Here is a 19,443-nt window from a genome sequence, read left to right as displayed (position 1 = left end):
TGCTCCGCCCGTTGTCGGATCGTTGAATTGTGGTCTTGTGGGATTGTTGAACAATTCGTACAGTGCTAGTCACTGAGGTCCGCATCACACTCGACCACTCCTCCACCACGCTGCGAGGTGTCCCATGAGCATGACCACGACCGAGGACACAGGCCGTTTCGCCTGGTTCCGCAGTCTCGGCCAGAAGGGCAGGCGCGCGTTCGTCGGCGCGTTCGGCGGCTACGGGCTGGACTCCTACGACTACTGGGTCCTGCCGCTGAGTCTGGTCGCGATCTCCGGCTACTTCGGCCTCACCAAGGCGGAAGCGGGCCTGCTGGGCACGTCCACCCTGCTGATGAGCGCCATCGGCGGCGCGGTCGCCGGCGTGATGGCGGACCGGTTCGGCCGCTCCAAAACCCTGGTCATCACGGTCGCCGCGTACGCGTTCTTCACCGTGCTGTGCGGCTTCGCGACGAGCTACGAGACGTTGCTGATCTTCCGCGGCCTGCAGGGACTCGGGTTCGGCGGCGAGTGGGCGGCCGGCGCGATCCTGGTGGCCGAGTACTGCAAGCCGAAGTACCGCGGCCGCACCGTGGCGTTCATCCAGAGCGCGTGGGCGGTCGGCTGGGGCCTCGCCGTCATCGTCAACACGCTGGTCGCCTCGCTGGCCGACCCGTCGTGGTCGTGGCGGATCATGTTCTGGACCGGCGCGCTGCCCGCGATCCTCATCTTCTACGTGCGCCGCAACGTCGACGACGCGCCCGCGGTCGAGGCGCAGCCGAAACCCCGCGGCACGTTCCCGAAGATCTTCCAGGGCCCGATGCTCAAGACGACGTTGTTCGCCTCGCTGCTCGCCACCGGTGTGCAGGGCGGGTACTACACGCTGGCGCAGTGGCTGCCCGCCTTCCTGCAGACCGGCCGCCACCTGACGATCATCGGCACGGGCGGATATCTCGCGTTTCTCATCACCGGCGCGTGGATCGGGTACGTCAGCGGTGGCTATCTCACGGACTACCTGGGACGCAAGAAGACCTTCGTGCTGTTCGCGGTCGCCAGCGCGCTGCTGATCGTGGCGTACACGCAGATTCCCAATGGCGCCAACACGTTGGTGATGTTCCTCGGCTTCCCGCTCGGGTTCTGCATGAGTGCGATCTTCAGCGGGTTCGGCAGCTATCTGTCGGAGCTCTACCCGACGCAGTTGCGCGGCACGGGACAGGGCTTCACGTACAACCTCGGGCGCGCGTTCGGCGCTGTCTTCCCCGGCCTGGTCGGATTCATGGCCGACCGGCTGGGCATCGGCGGTGCGATGCTGTTCGGAGCGGCGGCGTACGGAATCGCTGTCGTCGCACTGATCTGGTTGCCGGAGACGGTCAACAAGGAGCTCGAATGACGACGGCGGGCAAGGCACCGGGACAGGCGCAGGCCAACCTGATCGCCATCCCCAAGGACTGGGCGTACGACTTCCTCCTCTTCACCCACCGCAACCCCAAGCCGTGTCCGGTGCTCGACGTGCTGGACGCCGGCGAGACCGTCAGCGCGCTCAAGCAGGACGCCGATGTGCGCACCCACGCGCCGCGCTACCGCATCTGGGAGCACGGTGAGCTCATCGCGGAACCCGAGGACGCCACGGAGTTCTGGCGCGACGACCTGGTGACGTTCCTGATCGGCTGCAGCTTCACGTTCGAGACGGCACTGGAAAACGCCGGAGTCCCTTTGCGGCACGTGGATCAGGCGAAGAACGTCTCGATGTTCGTCACGGACATCCAGTGCCGGCCCGCGGGAAGGCTGCACGGACCGATGGTCGTGTCGATGCGCTGGATTCCGGAGTCCCTTGTGGACATGGCGCACAAGGTCACCGCGCTGATGCCGTCGGTGCACGGGGCTCCGGTCGGCGCGGGAGATCCGCGCATGCTCGGGATCTCCGACATCGAGCAACCGGACTTCGGCGACGCGGTCGAGCCCGAACCCGGTGACGTGCCGGTGTTCTGGGCGTGCGGCGTGACTCCGCAGGCGGTGCTGATGAAGTCCAAGCCGCCGTTCGCGATCACGCACGCGCCGGGTCAGATGTTCGTCACAGACATGCCTGACTTCGCCTATCGAGTGGGCTGACGCGCTAACTCTTCAGGAAATGTCACAGTGCGGTGCCTCGTCTTTTAGCCGAGGCGCCGCCCCAGGTCGTCCAGGCCGTTCCAGGCCACGCAGCAACCGTAGGCCAGCGCGGCCGCGAGAGGCCACGCCAGAATCCCCCACCACGTCTCCAGCGACGGCGCCACGAGCAGCGTGTCGCCGGGCTTGATCGTCGACGGCATGGGGTACGCGCCCGCAGCCACGTTCCCACCCAGGTACTGGGAGAACCATGCCGCCGCGAACGACCCCGCCGTCATCGCCAGCATCACGACCGGCCCGCGCCGTTGCCGCAGCAGCCACACCGCGATGCCGGTGATCGCACCAGCGCCGAGACCGATCAGCACGAAAACCATGAGCGCGTCGAGCCGGTGGTAGCTCTCGACACCGATCGGGTAGAACTTGTTGTCGTTCGGCGAGACGATCTTGAGCTGCGCCGGGGCGAGCCACGACCACAGGTATCCGGCGGGCAGCCCGAACGCGAACGTCGTCAGCAGCACCACCAGGCCCGGCAGCAGATCCCGCTTCACCACGACCTTCGGCCGGGGCCGGATGTAGTGGTAGACGTACGGCGGCTCCGGCAGGGGTTCGATGCGAACCGGGGCAGCTTTCTCGTCCATTCGCGAGAGGTTACTACCGCATCTGTCAGGGGCGTGAAGTGATCTCGCCGTGGCGGCTGCAGCGCGCCGCCCAGCCGTCCGGGGTCACCTGGACGACCATCCGGCGAGCACACTCCGAGCAGTAGCGCGGCGGGTCGATCATCGACAGGCGCTGACGGCAGAACGCGTGGTCGCCGTCAGCTTCCTCTTTGCCGCAGAAAGAGCAGTACGTCATCAGATCGGTCACAGGGTCTGGTTCAGCGCCTTGATGGGCATGGACAGCTCCTCGAGCATGTCGAGGTCCTGCTGGGCCGGGCGGCCGAGGTTCGTCAGGTAGTTGCCGACGATGATCGCGTTGATGCCGCCGAGCATGCCCTGCTTCGCGCCCAGGTCGCCGAACGTCAGCTCACGGCCGCCGGCGAACCGCAGGATCGTGCGCGGCAGGGCCAGCCGGAACGCGCCGACCGTCCGCAGCGCCTCTGCGCCCTCGACGACCGGGTAGTTCTCGTACGGCGTGCCGGGGTTCGGGATGAGGAAGTTCAGCGGAACCTCGTCCGGCTCCAGCTCGGCCAGCTGCACGGCGAACTCCGCGCGCTGGGCCAGCGTCTCGCCCATGCCGATGATGCCGCCGCAGCAGACCTCCATGCCGGCGTCGCGGATCATCCGCAGCGTGTCCCAGCGCTCCTCCCAGGAGTGCGTGGTCACGACCTCGGGGAAGTGCGAGCGGGCCGTCTCGAGGTTGTGGTTGTAGCGGTGCACACCCATCGCCACGAGCTCGTCGACCTGCTCCTGCGTGAGCATGCCCAGCGAGCAGGCGATCTGGATGTCGTTGCCGTCCTCGCGGATGGCCTTGATGCCGTCGCGCACCTGCGAGAGCAGCCGCTTGTCCGGTCCGCGCACGGCCGCGACGATGCAGAACTCGGTCGCGCCGGTGTCGCGGGTCTGCCGGGCAGCGCGCACGAGACCGGGGATGTCCAGCCACGCGCTTCGCACCGGTGACGGGAACTGGCCCGACTGCGAGCAGAAGTGGCAGTCCTCGGGGCAGCCGCCGGTCTTCAGCGAGACGATGCCCTCGACCTCGACCTCCGGGCCGCACCAGCGCTCACGCACCTGGTGCGCCAGGGCCAGCAGATCGGGGATCCGGTCCTCGGGCAGTTCGAGGACTTTGAGGACCTGCGCCTCGGACAGTCCGACTCCTCGTTCGAGCACCTGCTCACGAGCCTCGTCGAGCACGTCGATCTGTTCCGGAGCTGCGGTCACGGTCTCTCCTCCTCCTGTGGCCTGGCGAGCACTATGCCTCACTGAATCCTTCATCGTGGAGCGACGTAGGTCACTGGACCGCGAACTGAGCCGCGAACGTCTCCGGGTCGAACTCGCCCCCGAACCACGGTGAAAACGATCTCTTGGCGACCGCCAGGAAATCCACAGAACCGAGCTTTGTCACACCTTGAGGCAGTGCGCCGAGCAACGGGCCGGCCGCCGCCTGAGGCAGATCGGCCAGGTTGGTGAGGGAGGCGAGATCGGGGTGCAACGGCCAGCTGCCGACCACGACACCGAGCGACTCGATGCCGCGCCGCTGCAGCGCCTCGGCCGTCAGAGCAGTCGTGTTGAGCGTCCCGAGTCCTGCCTGAGCCACGATCAGCACGGGCGCGTTCACCGCCCACGCGATGTCCGCCAGGGTGGATCCGCCCTCGTCGAACCGGACCAGCAGCCCGCCCGCGCCCTCGACCAGCACCAGGTCGTGGGTCTCGTCGAGCTCGGTGACGGCTTTGGCGACGTCCGCGGGGTGCACGGTGGCCATGCCCGCCCGTCTGGCCGCGGTGTCGGGCGCCAGCGGGTCGGGGTATCTGGCCAGCTCGCGGGTCGTCACGTCGCCCGCCAGCCGCGCCACCTCGGCGACGTCGCCCGGCTCGCCGGGCAGCAGGCCGGTCTGCGCGGGTTTCAGCACCGCGACCCGTCTGCCTTCTGCCCTGGCCAGCGCCGCTATGCCCGCAGTGACCGCGGTCTTGCCGACCTCGGTCCCGGTTCCGGTGATCACCAGCACGCTCACAGGCACTCACCCTAGGCCGTGACCTACGGTGACAGCATGAGTGACGAGCCGATCGTGATGTACGGCGCCGAATGGTGTGGTGACTGCCGCCGGGCCAAGTCGTGGCTGACCCGCAACAACGTGCCGTTCACCTACGTCGACGTGGAGAACGACGACGAGGCGCGCGACCGGGCGATCGAGATCTCGGGCCGCAAGCAGATCCCCGTCGTGGTGCTGCCGGGCGGCGAGTTCCTCGTCGAGCCCTCCGACTCGGAACTCGCCGCGGCGATCAAGGTGGACTAGCTCTTCTGGTACAGCCCGATCTGGGCGCCGTCGGTCAGGCTCGGCGCCCCGAACCGGCCCTTCACGGCCTTGGACTCCAGGAACAGGTCTCCGGAGTGCGTGTCGAACCTCCAGAGCTGCTCGATGTTGCCGGTGCACTCGTAGAGCTGCACCTTGCCGCCTTCGAGGTCGATCTCCTCGAGCGCGACGTCGAGACACTTGCCGTTCGCCTTGTTGCGGACGACGGTTCCGCCCCACTCCTCGTGGTACTCCGGCGCCCACAACTGCTCGTCACCACCGAGGCCGCAGGTCCAGATCTGGACCTTGCCGCCGTCCTCGCCGATGTCCTCGAGTGCCGCGTCGAAGCACTTGTCGGTGCCGGCGAAGCGGATCGTGGAGTAACCGCTACCGCTTCCCCAAAGCCCCGATGACAGCCACGGTTCGCCGGCCGCGTGCGCCGCTCCCGTGGTCCCCAGTACCCCCAGTACGACCGCGCTGAGCGCGGCGATCAATCTCCCCATGATGCAAAAGCTATCGGGCGGCGGCGACCACCGCTGCCGTTATGCGGGCAATGTCGTCGTCTGTGCTGATGAACGGCGGCATCGTGTAGATCAGGTCGCGGAACGGCCGCAGCCACACCCCGTTGTCGACCGCCGCTTTGGTGGCTCGTGCCATGTCCACGGGCTCATGCAGGTGCACGACACCGATGGCACCGAGCACCCGCACGTCCTTGACGGTCGGCAGCTCGCGAGCGGGCGCCAGGCCGTTCTTCAGGCCGTTCTCGATCCGGGCGACCTCGCGCTTCCAGTTCTGGGACAGCAGCAGGTCGATCGACGCCAGTGACACCGCCGACGCGAGCGGGTTGCCCATGAACGTCGGTCCGTGCGCGAGGACCGGCACCTCGCCCTTGCTGATCCCGTCCGCCATGCGCGACGTGCACAGGGTGGCGGCCATCGACAGGTAGCCGCCGGTCAGCGACTTGCCGAGGCACATCACGTCCGGGCTGACGTTCGCGTGGTCGGCGCCGAAGAGCTCGCCGGTGCGCCCGAAGCCGGTCGCGATCTCGTCGAACACGAGTAGAACGTCGTTCGTATACGCCAGCTCCCGCAGCACGTGCAGGTAGCGCGGATCGTGGAACCGCATACCGCCCGCACCCTGCACGACCGGCTCGACGATGATCGCGGCGAGCTCGTGCGCGTGCTGCTCGATCAGGTCGGCGAGGTGCTGAACGTATGCGGTGTCCAATTCAGCCGGTGGACTGTCTGCAAAAACCTGAACCGGCAGGATTCCACGCCAAAGCGAATGCATACCGCCTTCGGGATCGCACACGGACATCGGGTTGAACGTGTCGCCGTGGTAGCCGCCGCGCCACGTGAGCAACCGGCTCTTCTCCGGCCTGCCCTGCGAACGCCAGTACTGCATGCACATCTTGACCGCGACTTCGACCGACACCGAGCCGGAGTCGCACAGGAACACGTGTTGCAACGGCTCCGGGGTGATCTCCACGAGTTTCGCGGAGAGCCGGATCGCGGGCTCGTGCGTGAGCCCGCCGAACATCACGTGGCTCATCCGGCCGAGCTGGCCGGTGACGGCCGCGTCGAGCACCGGGTGGCGGTAGCCGTGGATGGCCGCCCACCAGGACGACATGCCGTCGACGAGCTCCCGGCCGTCCGCGAGCGTGAGCCGGACACCCTCCGCGGACTCGACGAGCAGCGGTTCCTGGGTGCCCGGCATCGGGCCGTACGGGTGCCAGACGTGCGCCTGGTCGAGCTTCAGCAGGTCGTCCACCTGCCGAAGGTTAAGCGAGACGAACGGGCAGCGTGTGCAGACCGCGGATCAAGGTGCTGTCCCGCCACACCAGCGTCTCCGGCTCGGCGGCGAGCTGCAGGTTCGGGAACCGCGCCAGCAGCTGCGTGAGAGCCACGTCGAACTCCAGCCGGGCCAGCGGCGCACCCAGGCAGAAGTGGATGCCGTGCCCGAACGCGACGTGCCCCTGCGCGGACCGCGTCACGTCGAGCTTGTCCGCATCGGGGTAGCGCTCCGGGTCGCGGTTCGCGGCGACCAGCGACACCATGACGAGCTCGTTCTCGGGGATCGTGACGCCGCCGAGCTCGATCGGTTCCTTGGTGTAGCGGAACGTCGCGATGTTGACCGGACCCTCCAGCCGCAGGAACTCCTCACCGCTGGCCGGGATCAGCTCGGGACGCTCGCGCAGGATCTGCATCTGGTCCGGGTTGCGCAGCAGCGACAGCACCGCGTTGCCGATGAGGTTCACCGTCGTCTCGTGGCCGGCCACGAGCAGCAGGAACGCCATCGACACCAGCTCTTGGGTGTTGAGCCGGTCGCCGGAGTCGTCGGCGTGCACGAGCGCGGAGAAGAACGTGTCGTCCGGCTCCTGCGCGGCGACCTTCTCGACGTGGCCGGAGAGGAACGCGAACATCGCACCCGAGGCGTGCACGATGTCCTCGTTCGAGCCGAACGACAGCAGCGTGTTCGACCACTCGCGGAACTCGTCGCGGTTGTCGATCGGGATGCCGAGCAGCTCGCAGATCACCGTGATCGGCAGCGGGAACGCGAACGTCTCCAGCAGGTCGACCTCGTCGCCGTCGTTCAGCTTGGCGATCAGCTCGGCCGCGATCTCGTTGATGCGCGGCCGCATCAGCTCGATCCGGCGGGCGGTGAACGCCTTGTTCACGAGCTTGCGCAGCCGGGTGTGGCCGGGCGCGTCCATGTTGAGCATGTGTTCCGACAGCGCCGGGTTGAAGTCGCGGCGTCCCGCGTTGGCCGGCGCGTGCACGTCGAAGAGGTGGCCGCCCTCGTGAACGTTCTTGCTGATCCGGGGGTCGGTGAGGGCGATCTTCGCCTCGTCGTACCGAGTCACGAGCCAGACCTTGAGCCCACGCGGCAGGCGGACTTCCTGCACGGGCCCCTCGGCACGCAGCATGTCGTGCACTTCGTGCGGCTTCTGGATGTAGTCGGCGGGCAACTGGGTGAGTGTCGTCACCTCACCCAGTTAACCCCGTTAACTCATCTCTCGCCACTATTTCTCGAGCGATCCTCAGCGTTGGATCGTCACACCGCGGATCGTCTTGAGGTCACCGAAGAGCGACGGCGTCGGCTGGACCCGGTAGTTGTCCACCACCAGCAGCTCCTTCGACTTGTCGCGCTTCTGCACCTCCAGGTGCACCGCGACCTGACCCTCGTGCGACTTGAAGACGATCTTCAGTTCCTCGATCAGCTCCGGCGTCAACGTCTTGGTGTGCAGCCCCAGGACGAGGGGCGGATCCGCGCCGGGGTTCGCCTCCGCGTCGCTGATGTCGAGCGGGACGACACCGTCGCCGAAGATCGCCATCTTGTCCTCGCGCCAGTTCACCCGCCCCTTCACGCACACGGCGGAGTCGAGCTCCAGATCGTCGCGCAGCACCTCGTAGGACTTCGGGAAGAACAGCACCTCGATGGACGCGTCCAGGTCCTCGATGACCGTGATCGCCCACGGCAGACCGTTCTTGTTCACCCGGCGCTCGATCGACGAGATCATGCCCGAGACGATCAGCTCGCCTTCCTTGGGCGGGTCGTCGAGCACGACCGCGATCGGCCGGGGCGCGTACTTCCGCAGGATCCGCTCGGCACCGTCGAGCGGGTGCGACGACACGTACAGGCCGAGCATCTCCTTCTCGAGGCTCAGCATCTGCTTGCGCTGGTACTCGTCCGTGCCGAACTTGAGGTGCGCCAGCGGGGAGGCGCTGTCGTCCGGTTCGTCGCCGCTGTCGGCACCGAACAGGTCGAACTGGCCTTCCGCTTCCTTGCGCTTGATCGGGACGACCGCGTCGACCGCGTCCTCGTGCACCTGGATCAGCGACAGGCGGGTGTGGCCGAACGAGTCGAACGCGCCCGCCTTGATCAGCGACTCGATCACGCGCTTGTTGCACGCGACGAGCTCGGACTTGTCCATGAAGTCCGTGAAGGACGTGTAGTTGCCCTTCTCCTTGCGCGTCTTGATGATCGACTCGACGACGTTCGCGCCGACGTTGCGGACCGCGCCGAGACCGAAGCGGATGTCGGTGCCGACCGCACCGAAGCGCAGCGCCGACTCGTTGACGTCCGGCGGGAGCACCTTGATGCCGAGGCGGCGGCACTCGGCCAGGTAGACCGCGGACTTGTCCTTGTTGTCACCGACCGACGTGAGCAGTGCGGCCATGTACTCGGCGCGGAAGTTCGCCTTGAGGTACGCCGTCCAGTACGAGATCAGGCCGTACGCGGCCGCGTGCGACTTGTTGAACGCGTAGCCGGCGAACGGGAGGATCGTGTCCCACAGCGCCTTGATCGCCTCGTCGGAGAAGCCGCGCGGGTCGGCCCGCATACCGGCCTGGAAGCCCTCGAACTCCTTGGCCAGAACCTCGGCCTTCTTCTTGCCCATGGCCTTGCGGAGCACGTCCGCTCGACCCATCGAGTAGCCCGCGACCTCCTGGGCGATGAACATGATCTGCTCTTGGTAGACGATCAGACCGTGCGTCTCGCCGAGGATCTCCTTGAGCGGTTCCTCGAGCTGCGGGTGGATCGGCTTGACTTCCTGGCGGCCGTTCTTGCGGTCCGCGTAGTCGTTGTGCGCGTTCACACCCATCGGACCGGGGCGGTACAGCGCGCCGACCGCGACGATGTCCTCGAACGACGTCGGCTGCATGCGGCGCAGCAGGTCGCGCATCGGGCCACCGTCCAGCTGGAACACGCCGAGCGTGTCACCGCGGCCGAGCAGCGCGTACGTCTCCGGGTCGTCCATCGGCAGCGTGTCGAAGTCCGGCACCGCGTCCTTGCCGCGGTTCGCCTCGATGTTCTCGATGGCGTCGCCCATGACGGTGAGGTTGCGCAGCCCGAGGAAGTCCATCTTCAGCAGGCCGATGTTCTCGCACGACGGGTAGTCCCAGCCGGTGATGAACGAGCCGTCGTCGCGGTACCAGAGCGGGATGGAGTCGGACAGCGGGTCCTTCGACATGATGACCGCGCACGCGTGCACACCGGCGTTGCGGATCAGGCCCTCGAGACCGAGCGCGGTGTCGAAGATCTCCTTCACCTGCACGTCGGTTTCCAGCAGCGAGCGGACCTCGGCGGCCTCGCCGTAGCGCGGGTGGCTCTTGTTGATGATGCCGTTGAGCGGGATGTCCTTCGCCATGATCGGCGGCGGCAGCGCCTTGGAGATCTTGTCGGCGATCGCGAAGCCCGGCTGACCGTGGTGGACGCGCGCCGAGTCCTTCAGCGCGGCCTTGGTCTTGATGGTGCCGAACGTGATCACCTGGGCGACCTTGTCCGCACCGTACTTCTCGCTGGCGTACCGGATCATCTCGCCACGACGGCGGTCGTCGAAGTCGATGTCGATGTCGGGCATGGCGGTGCGCTCGGGGTTCAGGAACCGCTCGAACAGCAGACCGTGCGGGATCGGGTCGATGTTCGTGATGCCCATCGCCCACGACACGGCCGCACCTGCCGCGGAACCACGGCCGGGGCCGACACGGATGCCGACGCTGCGGGCGTAGTTGATGAGGTCGGCGACGATGAGGAAGTACGCCGGGAAGCCCTTGTCGATGATGACCTGGGCCTCGAAGTCGCAGCGCTTGATGTACTCGTCCGGGACCTGGGAGCCGCGGAACCGCCACTCGAGACCGCGCTGGATCTCCTTGCGGAACCAGGAAGCCTGGGTCTCGCCCTCGGGTACCTCGAAGTTCGGGATCCGGTCCTTGATGCTCCAGATGTCGTCGTACGACTCGACCATGGACGCGACGAGCAGCGTGTTGTCGCACGCCTCCGGCAGGTCCTTCCAGATCTGCCGCATCTCCTCGGACGACTTCAGGTAGTAACCGTCGCCGTCGAACTTGAACCGGTTCGGGTCGGTGAGCATCTTGCCGGACTGCACGCAGAGCAACGCGGAGTGCGTGTCCGCCTGGTCCTTGGTGACGTAGTGGCTGTCGTTCGTCGCGAGCGGCGGGATGCCGAGCTTCTTGCTGATCTCCAGCAGGCCCTCGCGGACCCGGCGCTCGATCTCGAGGCCGTGGTCCATCAGCTCCAGGAAGAAGTTCTCCTTGCCGAAGATGTCCTGGTAGTCGGACGCGGCCTGGAACGCCTCGTCGACCTGGCCGAGCCGCAGCCGGGTCTGCACCTCGCCGGACGGGCAGCCGGTCGTCGCGATGATGCCGTCGGCGTGCTGCGCGACGAGCTCGCGGTCCATGCGGGGCTTGTAGTAGTAGCCCGTCTTGCTCGCCTCGGTGTGCAGCCGGAACAGGTTCCGCAACCCGTCGGCGTTGCGCGCCCACATCGTCATGTGCGTATAGGCACCGGCACCGGAGATGTCGTCGCCGCGCTGGCCCGGGTCGCCCCAGAAGACCGGCTTCTTGTGCAGGCGGTTGTGCGGCGCGAGATACGCCTCGATGCCGATGATCGGCTTGATGCCGGTCTTCGTCGCCGTTTGGTAGAACTCGTCGGACCCGTACATGTTGCCGTGGTCGCTCATGCCGACAGCGGTCATGCCGAGCCGCTCGGCCTCCTCGAACAGCGGAGCCACTTTGGCCGCACCGTCGAGCATCGAGTACTCGGTGTGCACGTGCAGGTGCACAAACGAGTCCACCACGGGCAACCCCCTTGTGTAGCAAGCGTTTTAGCGCGAACAAGGGACTGTCACGTCCTGCGCCGGTCAACCCTACAGGCCCTGCGAGCCGCTGGTGCAACCGCCACGCGAGAGTTGCCGAACCTTCTGGTGGCGCACACGTTGATCTCGATCAGGTACGCAGTGACGCGACCCCACCAGACGCCAGGTAGCGTTCATTTCGTGGTGGCCCCTGATCCCGTAGACGCTCGCCTGCTCGCCGTTCTAGCCGAGTCGGGCCGTGCCGCCGTGCACGAGATCGCCCAGCGTCTGGGCATGGATCCGCGCGAGGCCGCCATGCGCCTGATCACCCTCTCCGGCAGTGGCCTCCCCCTGCTCGTCGGCGTCGAATGCGACCCCAACGGCATCCGCCGGGCGCTGGCCAACGCCGCGGCCTACGGCAACTACGTGGGCGGCCCGCCGAGCGGTCCGTACTCGGTGCACCAGAGCGGCCCCCACCACGTGAGCGGCCCGCACCAGGTCCCGTACGCGCCGCAGAACCCGCCCAGCCAGCCCTTCGCCGCGCAGCCCCAGGCCGCACCGCAGGCCACCTGGGGCCCGCCTCAGTCAGCGGGCTGGGTGCGGGCGGACCAGCCGCAGCCCAAGCCGTTCTCGCGCACCGGCAAGATCGGCTCCACACTGGAAGCCGACAGCCTCGAAGGCGCCCGCCTCTCGATCCAGCTGGTCGAGGTCGTGGACCCGGCCGACTTCCTCTTCACCGCGGCGGGCTACAAGCTGGCCGAGGGCGAACGGGCCGTGGTCGTCCACACCGAGGTGACCAACACCTCGCAGGTCCCGTACACCTCGCTGCCGGACATGTACCTCGTGCTGGTCACGAAGACGGGCGAGACGGTCACCAAGGCACCGGTCTCGCTCTCCTCGCGCCCGGCCCACAAGCTGGGTGCGCAGCCGGGTGAGACCGCGGGCGGGCACACGGTCTTCGTGCTGCCGGACACGACCGAGGTGATCCAGGTCCGCTGGAGCGTCCGGCCCGAGGTGGACATCAACACCCTGGTCTGGACCGTCGAGGACTAGCCGAGCAGGGCCGCGGCCAGCGCGTCCGCCACGAACGCGCCGAACCTCTCCGCCGGCCACCCGCGCCGCAGCACCAGCAGCTCGAACAACTCCGGCGCCGTGTACGTCCACAACAGCTCGGCGGCCTCCTCCACCGAGACACGCAGATGACCGCGTTCGTGCAGCGCGCGGGCGTTGTCCGTCATGCGCCGCAACCGGTCGTCGTCCAGCTCGTCGCGCAGCCGGGCCAGGTCGTGGTCGTGCACGGCGCCGTCGCGCACCAGCAGCAGGATCGGCGCGACCAGCGGCGCCACCTCGGCGGCCAGCAACCCCCAGCCGCGCACGATCGTGTGCGGATCCTCGCCGCGCAACGCGTCGGAGCGCTGCTCGGCATGGACCGGTCCTGAGCCCGCGAGCGCCCGTTCCCGCAACGCGCGCACCAGCCCCGCCTTGCCGCGGAATCGTTTGTAGACAGTCTCCACCGACACCCCGGCCGCGGCGGCGACGTCGGCGATCGCCGTGCCCGCGTAGCCGTTGGCCAGGAACAACCGCTGCGCCGCGTCCAGCACGGCCGCGCGCGTCTCCTCCGCCTGACGTTTGCGCGCACCCGAGTCATAGCGACGCTTGACTTCCGACATGTGGGCTCCCATATTCAATACAGGCGACTGTACCGAATATGTCGAGAAGGTGGCCACCATGATCGAACGGCTCCAGCGGGCCGCCAACGCGCGCGACCTCGACGCGCTCGTCGACTGCTTCGCCCCCGGCTACGTCAACGAGACGCCCGCGCATCCCGAGCGCGGCTTCCGCGGTCAGGACCAGGTCCGGCGCAACTGGGAAAGGATCTTCGCCGCGGTCGCGGACCTGGAGGTCGAGGTGCTGCGGCACACGACCGACGGGGACACCGTGTGGAGCGAGTGGGAGCACCGCGGCACCCGCCCCGACGGCTCACCGCACCTGATGCGCGGGGTGGTGATCTTCGGTGTCGAGGACGATCGCGCGGTGTGGGGACGGTTCTACCTCGAACCGGTCGAGCACGGTGGCCCCGGCATTGACGCCGCGCTGGCCCGGCAGGTCGGCGGTACGTCGTGATCCTCGTGGCGGGCGGTACCGGGCGGCTCGGCAGGCTGGTCGTGCACAGGCTGGCGGACCGGGGACTGCCGGTGACCGTGCTGACCAGGGATCCGGACCGCGCCGCCGGGCTGCCGGCCGAGGTGCTGGTGGGAGACGTCCGGCGCCCGCTCGCGTTCGGGCAGGTCGACGTGGTCGTCTCCGCCGTGCACGGGTTCGCGGGACCGGGCGGCGGGACACCGCAGACAGTCGACCGGGACGGCAACGCCAACCTGGTCGACGCCGCGAAGGCCGCCGGCGCGGACGTGGTGATGCTGTCGGTGCAGGGCGCGGCAGCGGACCATCCGATGCTCCTGCACCGCATGAAGTGCGCAGCCGAAGAGCATCTGCGGGCAAGCGGTATACCGTGGACAGTCGTCCGCGCGACGGCGTTCCGCGAGCTGTGGGTCGAGCTGCTCGGCCGGTCGCGGCGGCCGCTGGTGTTCGGCGTGGGCGACAACCCGATCAACTTCGTGCCGGTCGACGAGGTGGCCGCGCTCGTCGAGCGGGCCGTGATCGACCGGAGCCTGCGCGGTCAGGTGCTGGAGGCCGGCGGGCAGAACCTGACGTTCAACCAGCTCGCCGCGACGGTGCGGCCGGAGGCTCCCCGACACGTGCCGCCGTTCGCGCTGAAGGTGCTCGCCCGCGTCGCCCCGCCTGCCCTCGCCCGACAGGCGGAGGCCGCGCTCGCCATGGACACCATCGACCTCACTTGGAGCCGGGACTGAGTACCTCCAGGGCCGCCGCGTGCACGCCCGGCGCAGCGGCCAGGTACTCACGACTCGTCAGCTCCCACGGCTTGCCGTCGAGATCGGTGACGACACCGCCCGCCTCCTGGACGAGCAGCACACCAGACGCGTGCGCGCGCACGTTGTCGTACTGCCAGTGCAGGTCCATCCGCCCCGCCGCGACCTGTGCGAGCTGATGGGTCACCGGCACGGAGATCCGGACGTACAAAGCCTCTTTCGCCATCGCACTGTAGGAAGCGCCCACCCGGTCGGCCATCTCCGGCCCCTGACCCGGCTGCGCCTGACCGGTGCCGGCCAGCGCGCCGTCCAGCGACGTCTTGCGTGAAACCTTCAGCCGCACACCGTTCAGGAACGCGCCACCGCCCTCGACCGCGGTGAACATCTCGTCGGACGGCGGGAAGTACACGACCGCGAGCACCGGGCGGCCGTCGCGGACGAGGCTGACGCCGATGTTCCAGTCGGTCATGCCGTGGACGGCGTTCATGTTGCCGCCCACCGGGTCGACGAGCCACCACTCACCTGGTTCCAGCGGGCCGGAACCGTGTTCGTCGTTGAGCCAGCTCGCGCTCGGGCGGATTTCGGCCAGTTCCGGCTTCAACAGGTCGACGACGGCCTCGTCGTTGGCGCGGACGGCCGCGACGAGCTCGGCCAGGCCGGACGTGCGCGACTCCGTCGAGTACCTGCGCAGCATCCGCGCACCGGCGCGGCGAACGGCGGCGGTGGTGAAAGCGAGCAACTCCATGATGTTCTCCTGTCATGCAAGCGGATCTGAACCTGTTGACCGTGCTGGACGCCCTGCTCGAGGAGGGCAGCGTGATGGGTGCAGCACAACGGCTGCACCTGTCGTCACCCGCCGTCAGCCGCACGCTCGGGCGGATCAGGAAGGTGACCGGGGACGACATCCTGGTGCGGACAGGCCACTCGATGACGCCGACGCCGTACGCGCTCGGGATCAGGGAAGAGGTGAACAGGCTGGTGCGGCAGGCCAACGCCGTGCTCGCGCCGAGCCGTGAGCTGGACCTCGCCGAGCTGGACCGCACCTTCACGGTCCAGTGCCACGACGCGCTCGCCTCGTCGCTGGTGCCCGTGCTGGTCGGCAGGATCGCGCAGCAGGCACCCGGCGTGCGGCTGCGGGTGCTCGCCGAGAACTCCGCCGACACCGACGACCTGAGGCACGGCCGGGTCGACCTGGAGCTCGGCGGCGGCCGTCCCGCCCTGCCGGAGTTCCGCTCCGAGACGCTCGGCACCGATCCGCTCGCGGTGGTCATGCGCGTGGACCATCCCTGCACCGACCACCTCGACCTGCCGTCCTACGCGGCCCAACCACACGTGCTGGTCTCCCGGCGTGGCCGGCTGACCGCCCCGATCGACGACCTGCTGGCGGCGGAAGGATTGCGGCGCAAGGTGATCGCGGCCGTGGCGACCGTCCACACCGCACTGCAGATCGCGGCGGCGAGCGACGCGCTGGTCACCACCACGACGATCCTCTGCCGTCCGCTGATCGAGGCGTTCGGACTCGTCACCCGGCCGTTGCCGGTCGAGTCACCGGAGGCGCCGATCAACTGCAACTGGCACCAGCGCTACGACTCCGACCTCGCCCACGCGTGGCTGCGCGACCAGGTGCGGGCCGCTCTCACGGAGGCGCTAGCCCGCTAGCGGAAGGGCGACGGCACCGGGAAAGCGCGGGTTCTCGGCCTCGTCGAGCATGGCCGCGGCCACGGTGTCGCGGCTGACCTTCGCCGCGAGATCGAACGGCGGCGCGGCGTCCAGGCCGACCGTGCGCCGGCTCGGGCTCTCCGGTTCGTCGCTGAGGACCCCGGCGTGGAAGACGGTGCCCCCGGCGGCGAGGACGGTGTCGTCGGCCGCGATCTTGTCCGGGATCCGGTCACCCAGGAACTTCCGGAGCACGCCGGCACCCTCGCCCGCCGCCTCCGCAGACGCTCCGGTGCCGTACGCGCCGAGCCAGATGATCCGCTTCGGTTCGGCGGCGACCACCGACTTGGCGCCGTCGAGCAGCACTCCGGCCACGTCCGTGCCGAGGCCGGAGAGGACGACGGAGTCCGGGTCGACGACCGCGGCGATGCTCGCGGGGTCCGTCACGTCGCCCGCGACCTTGCGCAGGTTCGCGTGGTCGAGGGCGATGCGCTCCGGATCCCTGGCGATCGCGGTGACCGCGTGGCCGCGTTCCAGCGCCTTGCGGGCGAGGGCGAGACCGGTACGGCCGGAAGCGGCGAGAACGATGAGGTTCATGCCGAGAACGCTAGGCAGGACACCGATTAACATCAAATGAAAGCTCGTCAACCGGTGATTTACCCAGACGCAATCAGCCCTCTTCGCGCAGCTTCTCCAGCGCCGAGGCCAGATCGTCCGGGTACTCCGACGTGAACGTGACCCACTGGCCGTCGGCCGGGTGGTGGAACCCGAGCTGCCGCGCGTGCAGCCACTGCCGGGAGACCCCGAGCCGCTTCGACAGCGTCGGGTCGGCGCCGTACGTCAGGTCGCCCACACAAGGGTGGTGCAGAGCCGAGAAGTGCACGCGGATCTGGTGGGTGCGCCCGGTCTCCAGGTGAACCTCGACCAGTGAGGCGGCCCGGAACGCCTCCATCACCTCGTAGTGCGTGATGGACGGCTTGCCGGAGTTCATCACCGCGAACTTGTAGTCGTGCTTGGGGTGCCGGTCGATCGGCGCGTCGATGGTGCCCTTGATCGGGTCCGGGTGGCCCTGGACGATCGCGTGGTAGACCTTGTCCACGGTCCGCTCTTTGAAGGCGTGCTTCAAAGCCGAGTACGCCGACTCGGACTTCGCCACCACCATCACGCCCGTGGTGCCGACGTCGAGCCGATGCACGACGCCCTGCCGTTCCGCGGCACCGGAGGTCGCGATGCGGCGCCCGGCAGCGGCCAGACCACCCACCACGGTCGGCCCGGTCCAGCCAGGCGACGGGTGCACGGCCACCCCGACCGGCTTGTCCACCACGATGATGTCGTCATCCTCGTGAATGATGATCAAGCCCTCGACCGGGATCGCCTGCACCGTGATCGGCTGAGGCGGGGCCGGCAGCGTGATCTCCAGCATCGCACCGGCGGTCAGCCGATCCGACTTCCCGACGACGCGGCCGTCGATCAGCACGTCGTCGGCGTCGGCGATCGACGCCACCACGGTGCGGGACAACCCGAGCAACTTGGCGAGGCCCGCGTCAACACGCATGCCGTCCAGCCCATCGGGAATCGGCAGCGTTCGATAACCGCTCACGCGTCGACCTTCTTTTCCTCTTTGTGAACCGTCCCGTCGTAGTCGTGCTGCATGAGCGCCAGCACCACGATCGTCACACCACCGCAGACGATCGCCATGTCGGCGACGTTGAACACCGGCCACACTCGGCCGAACGGGTCGAAAAGCGACAGGAAGTCCACCACGTGACCGCGCATCGGCCCCGGCTCCCGGAACAGGCGGTCGGCGAGGTTGCCGACGGCGCCGCCCAGCACCAGCCCGAGGCCGACGGCCCACGGCTGGGAGCGGAGGTTGCGCGAGATCCAGAGGATGAACCCGGCGACGCCCAGCGCGATGAGCGCCAGGATCCACGTCATGCCCTCGGCCATGCCGAACGCGGCGCCGGGGTTGCGGACGAACGTCAGGTAGAGCACGCCGCCGAACAGCTTGATCGGGTCGGCACCCTCGAGGAACGCCACGGACAGGACTTTGGTGAGGACGTCCAGGGCCAGCACGCCTGCCGCCAGGATCGCGAGGATCTTGGTCCGCGGCTCCGGCAGCGAACCGGTGATCGAGAACTCCGGCTCGACGACGTCGTCGGAGGAGACGACCCGCTCGGCAGGTTTCTCGGCGTCCGTCGCCGCGTCCGTTTCAGAGGCCGGCGTCTCCTCGACCACGACCGCGACAACAGCCACGGCCTCGGTGTCGGTGTCGGCCTCAGCGCCGGTGTCGTCATCGTCATCGTCATCGGCGAGATCGACCCCGACGAACTCGTTCGACTTCCGATCCGCGACCGGCTTCGACTCGCTGACCTGCTTTTCCGCAGGCTTCTCAGCGACCTCGTCGGCGGCCTTGGACTCGTCACTCACCAGGTCATTGTCCACTACCGGGACTACGCGAGGAACGGCGGCAGGGTTCGGCTGTCGTCCTCGGGCACCCAGCGGCCGTCGCGCTGCGTGTAGGTCCACTTCGGACCCTCGGTGACGAGAGTGCGCAACGCCGCCACCAAACGGTCCACGTGCTCGGCGGTCGTACCCAGGCCGATCGACGCGCGCACGGCGCGCTCCTCGTGCGATCCGGCCTGCTTGACGAGCCGCCCGACGATCACGTGCGCGCAGAACGCTCCGTCACGCACGCCGATGCCGTACTCGGCCGACAGCGCCGCCGCGAGGAAGCCCGCGTCGAAGCCGGAGATCGTGAAGCTCACGACGCCCACCTTGTCCGCGTCGGTCAGGATCGACAGCTCGCGGAAGCCCGGGATCGTGCGCAGGCCGTCGTACAAGCGCGTGAGCAGCTCCTGCTCGTGCGCGATCGTCTGCTCCCAGTGCCGCGACAGGATCTCGCAGGCCGACGCCAGCGCGTGCACGCCGACGACGTTCGGGCTGCCGGCCTCGTGCCGCTCCGGTACCGCGGACCACGCGACGCCGAGGCGGTCGCCGTGGTCGGTCACCTTCGCCGTCGCGCCACCGCCCACCAGGTACGGCTGGGCCTGCTGCAGCCAGTCCGAACGGCCGACGAGCACACCGGCACCGAACGGCGCGTAGATCTTGTGGCCGGAGAACGCGATGTAGTCGACGCCCAGCTCACGCGCGTCGATCGGGCGGTGCGGGGCGAGCTGCGCGGCGTCGAGCGCGATGCGCGCGCCGTGCCTGCGGGCGACCTTCGCGAGCTCCGCGACCGGCCACAGCTCCCCCGTGACGTTGGACGCCCCGGTG

At 68.4% G+C, this 19,443-nt stretch carries 21 protein-coding genes; 7 read left to right on the top strand and 14 right to left on the bottom strand.

What is annotated here, in order from left to right; genetic code table 11:
* Positions 1–124: 124 nt before the first annotated feature.
* Entirely contained in the window at positions 125–1,369 is a 1,245-nt protein-coding gene (locus tag UK23_RS26265; protein WP_045314306.1) for an MFS transporter, read from the top strand.
* Entirely contained in the window at positions 1,366–2,088 is a 723-nt protein-coding gene (locus UK23_RS26260; RefSeq protein ID WP_052685058.1) for a putative hydro-lyase, read from the top strand. The genes UK23_RS26265 and UK23_RS26260 overlap by 4 nt, the downstream gene beginning before the upstream one ends.
* 44 nt (positions 2,089–2,132) lie before the next feature.
* Here the strand turns inward: UK23_RS26260 and UK23_RS26255 are convergent, their stop codons facing one another.
* From UK23_RS26255 to bioD, 4 genes are all read right to left on the bottom strand, one after another.
* A complete protein-coding gene (locus UK23_RS26255) occupies positions 2,133–2,723 on the bottom strand; it encodes a DUF2567 domain-containing protein (protein WP_045314305.1) in 591 nt (196 codons plus the stop codon).
* Between the two features lie 25 nt (positions 2,724–2,748).
* Positions 2,749–2,937, bottom strand: a complete 189-nt coding sequence (locus UK23_RS26250) for a hypothetical protein (RefSeq protein WP_045314325.1) — start codon at positions 2,935–2,937, stop codon at positions 2,749–2,751.
* An 8-nt stretch (positions 2,938–2,945) separates the two neighbouring features.
* Entirely contained in the window at positions 2,946–3,962 is a 1,017-nt protein-coding gene (gene bioB, locus UK23_RS26245; RefSeq protein ID WP_045314304.1) for a biotin synthase BioB, read from the bottom strand.
* Between the two features lie 70 nt (positions 3,963–4,032).
* Positions 4,033–4,752, bottom strand: a complete 720-nt coding sequence (gene bioD / locus UK23_RS26240; protein ID WP_045314303.1) for a dethiobiotin synthase — start codon at positions 4,750–4,752, stop codon at positions 4,033–4,035.
* A 36-nt stretch (positions 4,753–4,788) separates the two neighbouring features.
* Here bioD and UK23_RS26235 point away from each other — a divergent pair, with 36 nt between their 5' ends.
* On the top strand, positions 4,789–5,034 hold the full coding sequence (locus tag UK23_RS26235) for a glutaredoxin family protein (RefSeq protein WP_045314324.1): 246 nt from the start codon (positions 4,789–4,791) through the stop codon (positions 5,032–5,034).
* On the opposite strand, the gene UK23_RS26230 is transcribed toward UK23_RS26235, so the two are convergent.
* Genes UK23_RS26230 through dnaE form a run of 4 tightly spaced genes read right to left on the bottom strand, consistent with a single transcriptional unit; the run spans position 5,031 to position 11,584 of the window.
* The gene (locus UK23_RS26230) at positions 5,031–5,534 is read right to left on the bottom strand and encodes an RICIN domain-containing protein (protein WP_082114990.1); all 504 of its coding nucleotides are present in this window, start codon (positions 5,532–5,534) and stop codon (positions 5,031–5,033) included. The genes UK23_RS26235 and UK23_RS26230 overlap by 4 nt on opposite strands.
* A 10-nt stretch (positions 5,535–5,544) precedes the next feature.
* Complete coding sequence (locus UK23_RS26225) at positions 5,545–6,801, bottom strand: adenosylmethionine--8-amino-7-oxononanoate transaminase (protein ID WP_045314301.1); 1,257 nt, start codon at positions 6,799–6,801, stop codon at positions 5,545–5,547.
* Between the two features lie 10 nt (positions 6,802–6,811).
* Positions 6,812–8,017: a cytochrome P450 family protein gene (locus UK23_RS26220; protein ID WP_045314300.1), complete on the bottom strand. Its 1,206-nt coding sequence runs from the start codon at positions 8,015–8,017 to the stop codon at positions 6,812–6,814.
* Between the two features lie 54 nt (positions 8,018–8,071).
* The gene (gene dnaE, locus UK23_RS26215) at positions 8,072–11,584 is read right to left on the bottom strand and encodes a DNA polymerase III subunit alpha (RefSeq protein WP_045314323.1); all 3,513 of its coding nucleotides are present in this window, start codon (positions 11,582–11,584) and stop codon (positions 8,072–8,074) included.
* 243 nt (positions 11,585–11,827) lie between these two features.
* On the opposite strand from dnaE, the gene UK23_RS26210 reads away from it, so the two are divergent.
* Positions 11,828–12,679: an AsnC family transcriptional regulator gene (locus UK23_RS26210; RefSeq protein ID WP_045314299.1), complete on the top strand. Its 852-nt coding sequence runs from the start codon at positions 11,828–11,830 to the stop codon at positions 12,677–12,679.
* Here the strand turns inward: UK23_RS26210 and UK23_RS26205 are convergent.
* Complete coding sequence (locus UK23_RS26205) at positions 12,676–13,296, bottom strand: TetR/AcrR family transcriptional regulator (protein WP_052685057.1); 621 nt, start codon at positions 13,294–13,296, stop codon at positions 12,676–12,678. The two genes, UK23_RS26210 and UK23_RS26205, sit on opposite strands and share 4 nt — an antisense overlap.
* Before the next feature lie 58 nt (positions 13,297–13,354).
* Here UK23_RS26205 and UK23_RS26200 point away from each other — a divergent pair, with 58 nt between their 5' ends.
* Both UK23_RS26200 and UK23_RS26195 read left to right on the top strand, forming a co-directional pair.
* Complete coding sequence (locus UK23_RS26200; RefSeq protein WP_045314322.1) at positions 13,355–13,750, top strand: nuclear transport factor 2 family protein; 396 nt, start codon at positions 13,355–13,357, stop codon at positions 13,748–13,750.
* On the top strand, positions 13,747–14,496 hold the full coding sequence (locus UK23_RS26195) for an SDR family oxidoreductase (RefSeq protein WP_045314297.1): 750 nt from the start codon (positions 13,747–13,749) through the stop codon (positions 14,494–14,496). The genes UK23_RS26200 and UK23_RS26195 overlap by 4 nt, the downstream gene beginning before the upstream one ends.
* On the opposite strand, the gene UK23_RS26190 is transcribed toward UK23_RS26195, so the two are convergent.
* Positions 14,477–15,259: an inositol monophosphatase family protein gene (locus tag UK23_RS26190; protein ID WP_045314296.1), complete on the bottom strand. Its 783-nt coding sequence runs from the start codon at positions 15,257–15,259 to the stop codon at positions 14,477–14,479. The two genes, UK23_RS26195 and UK23_RS26190, sit on opposite strands and share 20 nt — an antisense overlap.
* A 14-nt stretch (positions 15,260–15,273) precedes the next feature.
* On the opposite strand from UK23_RS26190, the gene UK23_RS26185 reads away from it, so the two are divergent.
* Entirely contained in the window at positions 15,274–16,173 is a 900-nt protein-coding gene (locus UK23_RS26185) for a LysR family transcriptional regulator (protein WP_045314295.1), read from the top strand.
* On the opposite strand, the gene UK23_RS26180 is transcribed toward UK23_RS26185, so the two are convergent.
* The 4 genes from UK23_RS26180 to UK23_RS26165 form a co-directional block, all read right to left on the bottom strand.
* On the bottom strand, positions 16,162–16,767 hold the full coding sequence (locus UK23_RS26180) for an NAD(P)-dependent oxidoreductase (RefSeq protein ID WP_045314294.1): 606 nt from the start codon (positions 16,765–16,767) through the stop codon (positions 16,162–16,164). The genes UK23_RS26185 and UK23_RS26180 overlap by 12 nt on opposite strands.
* Positions 16,768–16,840: 73 nt before the next feature.
* Complete coding sequence (locus UK23_RS26175; RefSeq protein WP_045314321.1) at positions 16,841–17,725, bottom strand: RluA family pseudouridine synthase; 885 nt, start codon at positions 17,723–17,725, stop codon at positions 16,841–16,843.
* Between the two features lie 41 nt (positions 17,726–17,766).
* Complete coding sequence (lspA, locus tag UK23_RS53950) at positions 17,767–18,597, bottom strand: signal peptidase II (RefSeq protein WP_231114670.1); 831 nt, start codon at positions 18,595–18,597, stop codon at positions 17,767–17,769.
* 23 nt (positions 18,598–18,620) lie between these two features.
* Positions 18,621–19,443, bottom strand: an 823-nt coding sequence (locus tag UK23_RS26165; protein ID WP_045314293.1) for an aminotransferase class V-fold PLP-dependent enzyme, incomplete at its 5' end; no start/stop codon positions are given.

Origin of the sequence: Lentzea aerocolonigenes (genome assembly GCF_000955955.1) — a bacterium.
GTDB lineage: Bacteria > Actinomycetota > Actinomycetes > Mycobacteriales > Pseudonocardiaceae > Lentzea > Lentzea aerocolonigenes_A.
The sequence above is the reverse complement of the archived record's forward strand: the minus strand, read 5'-3'. Positions and strand labels throughout refer to the sequence as shown.

Bases quoted from the DNA above. Each gene is read 5' to 3' on its own strand.
- UK23_RS26265 (WP_045314306.1), top strand. From the start codon at position 125: ATGAGCATGACCACGACCGAGGACACAGGCCGTTTCGCCTGGTTCCGC.
- UK23_RS26260 (WP_052685058.1), top strand. From the start codon at position 1,366: ATGACGACGGCGGGCAAGGCACCGGGACAGGCGCAGGCCAACCTGATC.
- UK23_RS26255 (WP_045314305.1), bottom strand. From the start codon at position 2,723: ATGGACGAGAAAGCTGCCCCGGTTCGCATCGAACCCCTGCCGGAGCCG.
- UK23_RS26250 (WP_045314325.1), bottom strand. From the start codon at position 2,937: ATGACGTACTGCTCTTTCTGCGGCAAAGAGGAAGCTGACGGCGACCAC.
- UK23_RS26235 (WP_045314324.1), top strand. From the start codon at position 4,789: ATGAGTGACGAGCCGATCGTGATGTACGGCGCCGAATGGTGTGGTGAC.
- UK23_RS26230 (WP_082114990.1), bottom strand. From the start codon at position 5,534: ATGGGGAGATTGATCGCCGCGCTCAGCGCGGTCGTACTGGGGGTACTG.
- dnaE (WP_045314323.1), bottom strand. From the start codon at position 11,584: ATGCTCGACGGTGCGGCCAAAGTGGCTCCGCTGTTCGAGGAGGCCGAG.
- UK23_RS26205 (WP_052685057.1), bottom strand. From the start codon at position 13,296: ATGTCGGAAGTCAAGCGTCGCTATGACTCGGGTGCGCGCAAACGTCAG.
- UK23_RS26200 (WP_045314322.1), top strand. From the start codon at position 13,355: ATGATCGAACGGCTCCAGCGGGCCGCCAACGCGCGCGACCTCGACGCG.
- UK23_RS26190 (WP_045314296.1), bottom strand. From the start codon at position 15,259: ATGGAGTTGCTCGCTTTCACCACCGCCGCCGTTCGCCGCGCCGGTGCG.
- UK23_RS26185 (WP_045314295.1), top strand. From the start codon at position 15,274: ATGCAAGCGGATCTGAACCTGTTGACCGTGCTGGACGCCCTGCTCGAG.
- UK23_RS26180 (WP_045314294.1), bottom strand. From the start codon at position 16,767: ATGAACCTCATCGTTCTCGCCGCTTCCGGCCGTACCGGTCTCGCCCTC.
- UK23_RS26175 (WP_045314321.1), bottom strand. From the start codon at position 17,725: ATGCGTGTTGACGCGGGCCTCGCCAAGTTGCTCGGGTTGTCCCGCACC.